Source organism: Allokutzneria sp. NRRL B-24872 (genome assembly GCF_002155965.1).
GTDB lineage: Bacteria > Actinomycetota > Actinomycetes > Mycobacteriales > Pseudonocardiaceae > Allokutzneria.
Genome location: NZ_MUMH01000092.1, coordinates 118,491 through 126,834 on the forward strand (window position 1 = coordinate 118,491; position 8,344 = coordinate 126,834).

Below are 8,344 nucleotides of genomic sequence, written 5' to 3' on the forward strand. Positions count from 1 at the left end.
GCAATGGAACTAGGGGAATCTTGGATTTTGTACCTGAATCTCGCGCGATTACGTTCGGCACTTGACAAGCGCCGCGACTTACCGTCCAGTTCCCCGGCTCAGCACCACCACCGGGATCGTCCGCGAGGTCCGCTCCTGCCCGCTGCGCGCCCCCATCGTCGTCAGCAGCAACAACGGCGCTTCGGCGTAGTTCCCGCTCATCACGCCGCCGCGAGCCGGATGTTCCGAAGCCGCCCGCAGTGTGAGCCGGGAGCCGACGGCCTCCCGTAGAGTCCCGTGGAAACCGCGAGAGACATGGAGATCGCCCGCTATGACCGAGCTCGGGCCCGTCGCCTGGCCACCCGCTCCGATCAGGACCGAACGGCTTGTGCTCCGTGAGTCCCAGGCCCGCGACCGCGCGACGTTCGTCGAACTCTTCGCCTCGCCGGAGGTGGGCACCTACATCGGTGGTTCTCCGTCGCGCGAGGAAGTGGAGCGCACGGCGCCCGAGGTGCCCGGGCGGCGCCCCGGCTACTTCGTGGTCGAACTCGACGGGGAGATGATCGGCGTGGTCACCTTCGACCGGCGTGACCCACAGGACCCGAAGCACATCGGTCCGGGCGCCGGAGATGTCTGGCTCGGTTACCTGTTCCTGCCCCGGACGTGGGGGCACGGGTACGCGACCGAGGCGTGCGCGGCGGCGCTGGACTGGTTCGCCGGTGCGCTTCCCGGTGAACCAGTGGTGCTTGCCACGCAGACCGCCAACGACCGCTCGCTGCGGCTCGTGGCGAAGCTGGGATTCGTCGAAGTGGAGAGGTTCGAGGCATACGGAGCGGAGCAGTGGTTCGGCGTGCGGTCCTCGACCGCATCGTCCACCTGAGCGTCGCCCTATGCGGTTCCGGTGCCGCCGTCGATGGACAGGTGTGATCCCGTCAGGTAAGGGAAATCCCCAGAAGCCACGGCCAGCACGAACGCCGCGACCTCGTCCGGAGTGCCCATCCTCCGCAACCCCCGCACGTTCGACTTGGCCCACGTCGCCGCCATCGTGTCCCACACCGCGTCCGGCAACGCCATCGCACCCGCGACCCTGCGCGTGAACTCCGAGTTCACCGTCCCCGGCAACACGGTGTTGATCTGGATGCCCTGCATCGCGTAGTCCAGCGACGCCGACTGCACGAGCCCGACGAGGCCGCTCTTCGACGCCGCGTACGCGCTCCGATCGGTTCCGCTGACCTTCGCGTTGCCGGACGAGGTGATCACGATGGTGCCGCCGCCGCGCCGCAGCAGGTGCGGGATCTGGTACTTCATCGCGAGGAACACGCCGCGCAGGTTGGTGCCGACGACGTCGTCCCACTCGGCGGAAGTGAACTCGTGCAAGGGTTTCTGGTTGGTGATGCCCGCGTTGTTGAAGCACACGTCGAGCCCGCCGTAGGCCGAGGCGACGCTGTCGACGAAGCGTTGCACGTCGGACTCCACGCGGACGTCGGCGCGCACGTACATGGCTTCGCCGCCCGAGGCGCGGATCTCGCGCTCGATGTCGCGGCCGAGGTTCTCGCGCCTGCCGCAGAAGCCGACCTTGCCACCCTCCGCGGCGAAGCGCACGGCTGCGGCGCGGCCGATGCCGCTGGTGGCGCCGGTGATCACGACGACCTTGCCGGTGAAGCGCCGAGCGGCCGACGGCGTGATGGTGGGCGTCGGCGCTGTGCCGTGCACCAGGGCGACTCCGGCGGCGAGCCCGGCGACGGCTCCTGCGCCCGCGGCGACGCCGCCGGTGGTGATCACGCGGCGACGGCTGTAAGTCTTGTTCTCGTCCACGCGCTCAGCCTCGCGGTGCACCGGCGCGAGCGGCATCTGTCGATCTGACCGGTCATCACTACGCTGGCGTCGTGGTGCACGGCCGGGAGCGCGAGCAGCGGCGGATCAACGAGGTCGTCGAGCACGGGGGAGCCCTGGTGCTGCGCGGCCCGGCCGGGATCGGCAAGAGCACCTTGCTGGCCGAAGTGCCCGCGACCCTGCGCGCGTGCGGCGTCGAGGCCGAGGTCGAGCTGGCGTTCAGCGGCCTGCACCACCTCCTCGGCCCGCTGCGCGAACACTTCACCGAACTGCCCGAACCCCAGGCGGAAGCGCTGCGCGTGGCCCTCGGCGAGGCGGCAGGGAGACGACGGACCTGCTGGTGTTCGCGGCGGTGTGCACGCTGCTGCGAACGACCGCCGAGCCGCAGGTCGTGGTGGTCGACGACGCCCACAACCTCGACCGCGCGTCGATCCGGGCGCTGCTCTTCACCGCGCGCCGCCTCCACGGCAGCCGCACCGCGATGCTGTTCGGTGTCCGCGACGCCCTCCTGGACACCGCTGACCTGCCCGAACTCCGAATCGACGGGCTCGACGAGGAAGCCGCCGCGCGCCTGCTGCCCGACCTCGCGCCCGCCACTCGCGCGGTGCTCGTCCGCGCCACCGGGGGCAATCCGCTCGCGCTCCGGGAGCTGGAGCCGGACCGCGCGGTGCTCGACGCGCTGGCCACGGGCACGGTCCCGCTCGGCGAAGCCCTGCGCGCGGCCTTCGCCGAGCGCGTCGCGGCGCTCACCCAGCCCGAGCAGGACGCGCTGCTCGTCGCCGCGGCGAGCACCGGCCGACCCGAGACGATCTCAGCCGCGTGCGCCGAACTGGGCCTGCCAACAAAGAACATTCCCGGTTTCACGCATCCCCTCATGCGCTCCGCCGCGTACGGCACCGCGAGCCCCGAGCGTCGCCGAACAGTCCACAAAGCACTGTCCACAGTGGAGACTGGCGGGGCGGTGAGGCTGCACCGCGCGCTCGCGACCGAAGGTGCCGACGAAGCCCTTGCCGCGGAACTGGAAGCGGACGCCGCGGCCTGCACCGCGCGCGGCGGGCTCGCGGCGTCGATCTCCGTCCTGACCGAGGCGGCGAGACTCAGCGGAACCCAGCCGGCGAGGCAACGAAGGCGAGCCGCCGCCTCCTACGCCGCGTGGAAGTCGGGGCACCCCGAACTCGTCGAGCGCGAGCACGTGTCGACGCGGCTGCGCGGGTTGATGGAGCGCTACAGCGGCGATCAGGTCACCGCGTTCGAGTACCTGTCGCGAGCCTCGAAGTCCTTGTGGGACAACGATCCCCAGCAAGCCGCGGACCTGGCTTTCCTCGCGGGTGACGCGGCCGTGCAAGCCGGGCTGCTGGACGAGGCGACCGCCGCCGTGACCGAGGTCGCCGAGCGCGCGACCGACTCCGGCTACCGGGACTTCGGCCGCTGGCTCGCCGTGTGGGGAGCGGACGCGCCGCCGCCGTGGCAGGTCTTCGACGCGGCGCCCGAGGCGATCAAGCGCTCCGGCGCGCACAAGTGGCTCGTGCCGATGGCGATCAGCATGCGCGGCCCGTACCTGCGCCAAGCACGCGAGTTCGGCCTCGAAGCCGTCGCCGACCTGCGCGAGAACGGCATGCTGGCGATCAACGCCGTCCCGCTGGGCTGGCTGTCCGAGATGGAGTTCCGGCTCGGGCTCTGGGACGAGGGCGCGGCACACGCGCACGAGAGTCTGCACGCGGCAAAAGACGCTGGTCAACGACCCGGCGAAGCGAACGCGCACGCGCTGCTGGCCCTCTTCGCCGCCGGGCGTGGAGAGGAGCGCGAGTGCCGGGCTCACGCCAGCAGCGCCCTCGAAGCGGCTCGCGCGGTGCGCGACCGACTCGCGGCGGCGCGGGCGACGTGGGCGCTGGCGCTGCTCGACGAAGCGCTGGGCCAGCACGAGGCCGCGACCGAACGGCTGGCCACCGTCGAGCACGAACTCGTTGTGCGCCAAGCACAGGACTCTCCGTTCGACCGAGCGCGGGTGGCCTTGGCACGAGGTCAGCAGCTGCGCAGGGACAGGCGGGTGAAGGACGCGCGCGAGCCGCTGCGCCAAGCCGTTGAGCTGTTCGACGGGCTCCGCGCCACACCCTGGGCCGAGCGCGCCCGCGCCGAACTGCGCGCGTGCGGCGCGCCCACCGGGGCGGCCGGGACGGAGCTGACCCCGCAGGAGTGGGAGGTCGCGCGGCTGGCGGCGGCCGGGCTGAGCAACCGCGAGATCGGCGAACGGCTGTTCCTCAGTCCCCGCACGGTCGGCTACCACCTGCACAAGGTCTTCCCGAAGCTGGGTGTGGCGCGGCGTTCGCAACTGCGCGCGGCTATCACCCGGACGGAGTAAGCTCCGCGCATGCACGCGGAGCCCTTGGGCGCGGCCGACTACCGCGCGATGTTCCGGATTCTGGAGGCCGTCGAGCGCCTGGACACGGCCGAGCGCTTCCCCGCGACCGTCGTGGAGCACCTGGCGCGGGGCTTCGGCTGGCGCTCGATGATCTTCCAGCTGTCCCCGGCCGACTTCAGCGACTTCCGCTCGGGCCGGGTCAGCATGCACAGCGTCCCCTTCGACCACAACATCCGGCCGAGCCTGGTGGACGAGGTGATCGAGCGCTGGGGCGACCACCACCCGCTCGGCCCCGCAGTCGGCTCCGGCCTGCTGTGCCGTGACACCGTCGCGGCTTCCGAGCTGCCCACCGACACCGACGAGGCCGTGCGCCACTACGTGGACAGCTACGTCGGCCCGCGCAAGGTCGGCGACGTGCTGTACGCGGCCACGGACGCCGGGGCGCGCGGCGGGCTCGGCCTGTGCGTCTACACCGACAACGCCCCGCGCGAGCGCGCGGTGCTGTCCAAGCTCGCCAAGATGCTGGTGCCGTTCCTGCGGCAGCACCCGGCTCCGGTGGACGCGCGGCACACCCCGCTGACCGAGCGCGAAACCCTGGTAGCCCGGCTGGCCGCCGAGGGCCACCCGAACCAGGAGATCGCGCTCCAGCTGGGCATCTCACTCGGCACGGTGAAGAAACACCTCTCCCGGGCGCTGGCCAAGACGCACAGCACCAGCAGGACGCAGCTCGGGCTCCGGCTGGGTGGGCGGGTGCACGCCCAGTAGCCCGGCCCGCGCCATGATCGCGTCGATGTGGTGCCTCGGCACCAGCCAACCCCATTCCCCGATGAAGCCGAAGTCGTCGGCGTAGCGGGTCCGCGTGCGCCACAGCGCCCTGGCGAAGGTCATGATCGCCTCGCCGTAGGGCACGGTCGTGGTGAACCGCAAGTCCTCGCGCACCGGGCTGCCCGCCGAGCAGCCGTGCACCGCGATGCCGACCTGCCCGTCGCCGTCCAGCGCCATGTCGAGGAACTCGCCGCGCTCATCGGCCCAGCGGACGCTGACGCTGCGCCTGCCCTCGGCGAGGTCGGCGACCGCGACGACGAGGTCGGTGAACACGTGCGGCTCGGCGACCGGGGGCAGCGGGTGGCCGTCCAGCACCAGCGAGCACTTGCCCGCGAGGAACTCCACGGCGACCGAGAACGTCATGCCGCGCAGCCAACCCCATCCGTCGGCCGCGCGGCATGGGTCGAAGGGGGAATCCTCAGACCGAGGCGAACACCAGCGCGGTGTTGTGGCCGCCGAAGCCGAAGGAGTTGCTGAGCGCGGCCGGGACCTCCATCTGCCGCGCCTGCGCCCTGGTGACCTCGACCGGCAGGTCGTCGTCGGGGTCGACGAGGGTCGGCGTCGGCGGGACCACGCCGTGGTGCACCGACAGCACGGTCGCGACGGCTTCGAGCGCCCCGGCCGCGCCGAGCAGGTGCCCGGTCATCGACTTGGTCGCGCACACCAGGGCGGCGTCGCCGAAGACCTCGTGGATCGCGCGCGCCTCGTTGCCGTCGCCGGTCGGGGTCGACGTGGCGTGCGCGTTCACGTGCACGATGTCCTTCTCCGACAGCCCGGCCTCGGCCAGCGCGTGGCGCATAGCCCTGACCTGGCCCTCCTCGGCGGGCGCGACCATGTCGTAGGCGTCGGAGGTGACGCGCGCCCCGGCGAGCCTGGCGTAGGGGGTGCGGCCGCGCGCGGCGGCGAACTCGGCGCGCTCGATGACCAGGATCGCCGAGCCCTCGCCGAGCACGAAGCCGTCGCGGGACTTGTCGAAGGGCCGCGAGGCGGTCACCGGGTCGTCGTTGCGGGTGGACAGCGCCTGCGCCTGGCCGAAGCCCGCCATGGTCAGCTGGTTCACGCACGCCTCGGTGCCGCCCGCGATCACCACGTCGGCGCGGCCGAGCCGGATCAGGTCCAGCGCGTGCGCCACCGCCTCCGCCCCGGACGCGCAGGCGCTGACCGGCGTGATCGCCCCGGCCCGCGCGCCGAACTCCAGGCTGACAACGGCCGCGCTGCTGTTCGGCATGATCATCTGGATCATGCGCGGGGAGACCCGGCGCGGTCCCTTGGTGCGCAGCGCCTCCTCGTTCTCCAGCAGGCTGTTGATGCCGCCGATGCCGGTGGCCACCACGACCGCGAGCCGGTCGGGGGCGACGTCTCCGTCGGCGAGACCGGAGTCGGCCCACGCCTCGCGCGCCGCGACCAGCGCCGCCTGGGTGGAGCGGTCCATCCTGCGCGCGACAACGCGGTCGATCTTCTCGGTCGGGTCCTGCGCCATCCGCGCCGCGATGCGCGCCTTGAGCGGCTCAGCCCACTCGTCGGTCAGCGCGGCGGCACCGGAGCGCCCCGCCAGCAACCCCGCCCAGGTGGAGGCGACGTCCCCGCCGAGCGGTGTGGTCGCGCCAAGGCCGGTGATCACTGCGTCGGTCATCGATCGCCCTTCCGGAGAGCCGAGGTCGTTGCGCTCCCAGGGTATTTGACGGTCTGGCAAGGGCTCTCGTGGGACGGCCTAGCAGCGCTCGCGGCAGGCCTTCTCCGGCAGGTTCGCCGCGGCCCAGTCCGCGAGGCTCTGCAGCACCGGCTGGAGGTTCTCGCCGCTGGTGGTCAGCCGGTAGCTCACCGAAAGCGGCGGTCCCGGGCTGACCTCCCTGGTCAGCAGCCCCGCCGAGGTCAGCTCGGTGAGCCGGTCCGAGAGCATCGAGTCGCTGATGCCGGTGATGCCGCGCTTGAGCTCGGCGAACCCGGCCGGGCCGGAGGCGAGCGTGCCGATGATCACGCCGTTCCAGCGCTTGCCCAGGAAGTCGAAGGCGCGGGAGAGGTCCCCGTCACAGCTGGGGGCGTCCTTGGGGGTTCTGGGCACCACCTCAGCTTATCTGAACTACTGAACCGGTAGCCGCTTCGAATCTAGGAGTGCTACGTTTTCCGTAGTGACTCCGGATAACCGATCCGGTCGAGCCCGAGGAGACCCTGAGATGAGCGAGCACCTGGAGCTGGACAAGGCCGCGCAGGAGCTGCTGTTCACCGAGGCGCGCACCGCCAACTCCTTCAGTCAGGAGCCGGTGCCGGACGAGACGCTGCGCGCCATCTGGGAGCTGGCGAAGTGGGCGCCGACGGCCGTCAACAGCAACCCGCTGCGCGTGCTCTACCTGCGCACCGAGGAGGCCAAGGCGCGCCTGGTCCCGCACATGGACCAGGGCAACCAGGTCAAGACCTCGGCGGCGCCCGTGGTCGCGGTGCTCGCCGCCGACACCGAGTTCCACGAGCACCTGCCGCGCCTGTTCCCGGTCATCGAGGGGATGCGCGAGTACTTCGCGGGCGACGAGGCCTCCCGCACGCACACCGCCGACTTCAACTCCGCGTTGCAGGCGGGCTACTTCCTGCTCGCCGTGCGCGCGGCGGGCCTGGCGGCGGGGCCGATGGCGGGCTTCGACCGCGCGGGCGTGGACGCCGAGTTCTTCGCCGACGGCCGCCACCGCAGCTTCCTCGCGGTGAACATCGGCAAGCCCGGCGAGAACCCGTGGTTCGACCGCCTGCCCCGGCTCGACTACGACGAGGTCGTCACACTGGCCTGATGCCGGACTTCGGCGGCGGGGGTGGCGTGCCCCTCCGCCGCCCCCGCCGGTTACTTTCGAGTAATCCTCGTATTGATGTCTTAAAAGTGACCTGTTTTACATTCGGCCGAGACCGAGAATCAACGAGGGATCAAGTGTTATCAAGCGAAGGTTAAGGTTGCTTGACGCTGCTCTCGATTGCTGCCACCTTTTTTGCGGGGGCAATGGGGGAATCGCAAAGAGGAGCGGGACAGTGGGCAACCAGGAGGCGAACGTGAGCGCGTCACGGATATCCCGGCAGGGGTCGAGCTGTCGCTCCCAATGTGAGAACGCGAGCTGCTTCCTCGCGTGCGTCGCGGCGAAGACCCGTCAGCACGGCAACTTCTGGTTCAACTCCGGCGTGGTCACTTCTCCGAGGTCCCGCCGCCCGCTCGCGCCCGAGCCCGCCACCCGCCGCCCCTGTGCCGCCACCTGGCCGCCGTCCTCCTGACGGCCCCCGCTCGTGCCCGAGCCCCCTCCGCGACCCCGCGGAAGGGGCTCTTTCTTTTGTGCGGCGGCGCATGCAATCGCTCGCTCTCGTCTATCGTGAATAGCG

The 8,344-nt window shown here is 71.3% G+C and carries 10 protein-coding genes; 4 read left to right on the forward strand and 6 right to left on the reverse strand.

Annotated elements, in window-relative coordinates:
* Nucleotides 1-78: 78 nt before the first annotated feature.
* A complete protein-coding gene (locus CCN37_RS42065) occupies nt 79-201 on the reverse strand; it encodes a hypothetical protein (RefSeq protein ID WP_256388076.1) in 123 nt (40 codons plus the stop codon).
* A 109-nt stretch (nt 202-310) separates the two neighbouring features.
* Here CCN37_RS42065 and CCN37_RS23500 point away from each other — a divergent pair, with 109 nt between their 5' ends.
* Nucleotides 311-859 (forward strand): GNAT family N-acetyltransferase, encoded by a 549-nt coding sequence (locus tag CCN37_RS23500; RefSeq protein WP_086824687.1) that lies wholly within the window; start codon nt 311-313, stop codon nt 857-859.
* 8 nt (nt 860-867) lie between these two features.
* Here the strand turns inward: CCN37_RS23500 and CCN37_RS23505 are convergent, their stop codons facing one another.
* On the reverse strand, nt 868-1,794 hold the full coding sequence (locus CCN37_RS23505; protein WP_246843249.1) for an SDR family NAD(P)-dependent oxidoreductase: 927 nt from the start codon (nt 1,792-1,794) through the stop codon (nt 868-870).
* Nucleotides 1,758-2,072: a hypothetical protein gene (locus CCN37_RS23510; protein WP_086824691.1), complete on the reverse strand. Its 315-nt coding sequence runs from the start codon at nt 2,070-2,072 to the stop codon at nt 1,758-1,760. The genes CCN37_RS23505 and CCN37_RS23510 overlap by 37 nt, the downstream gene beginning before the upstream one ends.
* 80 nt (nt 2,073-2,152) lie before the next feature.
* On the opposite strand from CCN37_RS23510, the gene CCN37_RS23515 reads away from it, so the two are divergent.
* Complete coding sequence (locus CCN37_RS23515; RefSeq protein ID WP_086824693.1) at nt 2,153-4,171, forward strand: LuxR C-terminal-related transcriptional regulator; 2,019 nt, start codon at nt 2,153-2,155, stop codon at nt 4,169-4,171.
* A 9-nt stretch (nt 4,172-4,180) separates the two neighbouring features.
* Nucleotides 4,181-4,936, forward strand: coding sequence for a LuxR C-terminal-related transcriptional regulator (locus tag CCN37_RS23520; protein WP_143261768.1), 756 nt, complete (start codon nt 4,181-4,183; stop codon nt 4,934-4,936).
* On the opposite strand, the gene CCN37_RS39155 is transcribed toward CCN37_RS23520, so the two are convergent.
* From CCN37_RS39155 to CCN37_RS23530, 3 genes are all read right to left on the reverse strand, one after another.
* Nucleotides 4,829-5,359, reverse strand: a complete 531-nt coding sequence (locus CCN37_RS39155) for a hypothetical protein (protein WP_143261769.1) — start codon at nt 5,357-5,359, stop codon at nt 4,829-4,831. The two genes, CCN37_RS23520 and CCN37_RS39155, sit on opposite strands and share 108 nt — an antisense overlap.
* A 55-nt stretch (nt 5,360-5,414) precedes the next feature.
* Complete coding sequence (locus CCN37_RS23525; protein ID WP_086824696.1) at nt 5,415-6,629, reverse strand: beta-ketoacyl synthase; 1,215 nt, start codon at nt 6,627-6,629, stop codon at nt 5,415-5,417.
* Between the two features lie 78 nt (nt 6,630-6,707).
* Complete coding sequence (locus CCN37_RS23530; RefSeq protein ID WP_246843250.1) at nt 6,708-7,058, reverse strand: helix-turn-helix domain-containing protein; 351 nt, start codon at nt 7,056-7,058, stop codon at nt 6,708-6,710.
* Nucleotides 7,059-7,170: 112 nt separating this feature from the next.
* Here CCN37_RS23530 and CCN37_RS23535 point away from each other — a divergent pair, with 112 nt between their 5' ends.
* Nucleotides 7,171-7,770, forward strand: a complete 600-nt coding sequence (locus tag CCN37_RS23535; protein WP_086824700.1) for a malonic semialdehyde reductase — start codon at nt 7,171-7,173, stop codon at nt 7,768-7,770.
* Nucleotides 7,771-8,344 lie beyond the last annotated feature (574 nt).

Bases quoted from the DNA above. Each gene is read 5' to 3' on its own strand.
- CCN37_RS42065 (WP_256388076.1), bottom strand. From the start codon at position 201: ATGAGCGGGAACTACGCCGAAGCGCCGTTGTTGCTGCTGACGACGATG.
- CCN37_RS23500 (WP_086824687.1), top strand. From the start codon at position 311: ATGACCGAGCTCGGGCCCGTCGCCTGGCCACCCGCTCCGATCAGGACC.
- CCN37_RS23520 (WP_143261768.1), top strand. From the start codon at position 4,181: ATGCACGCGGAGCCCTTGGGCGCGGCCGACTACCGCGCGATGTTCCGG.
- CCN37_RS39155 (WP_143261769.1), bottom strand. From the start codon at position 5,359: ATGACGTTCTCGGTCGCCGTGGAGTTCCTCGCGGGCAAGTGCTCGCTG.
- CCN37_RS23525 (WP_086824696.1), bottom strand. From the start codon at position 6,629: ATGACCGACGCAGTGATCACCGGCCTTGGCGCGACCACACCGCTCGGC.
- CCN37_RS23535 (WP_086824700.1), top strand. From the start codon at position 7,171: ATGAGCGAGCACCTGGAGCTGGACAAGGCCGCGCAGGAGCTGCTGTTC.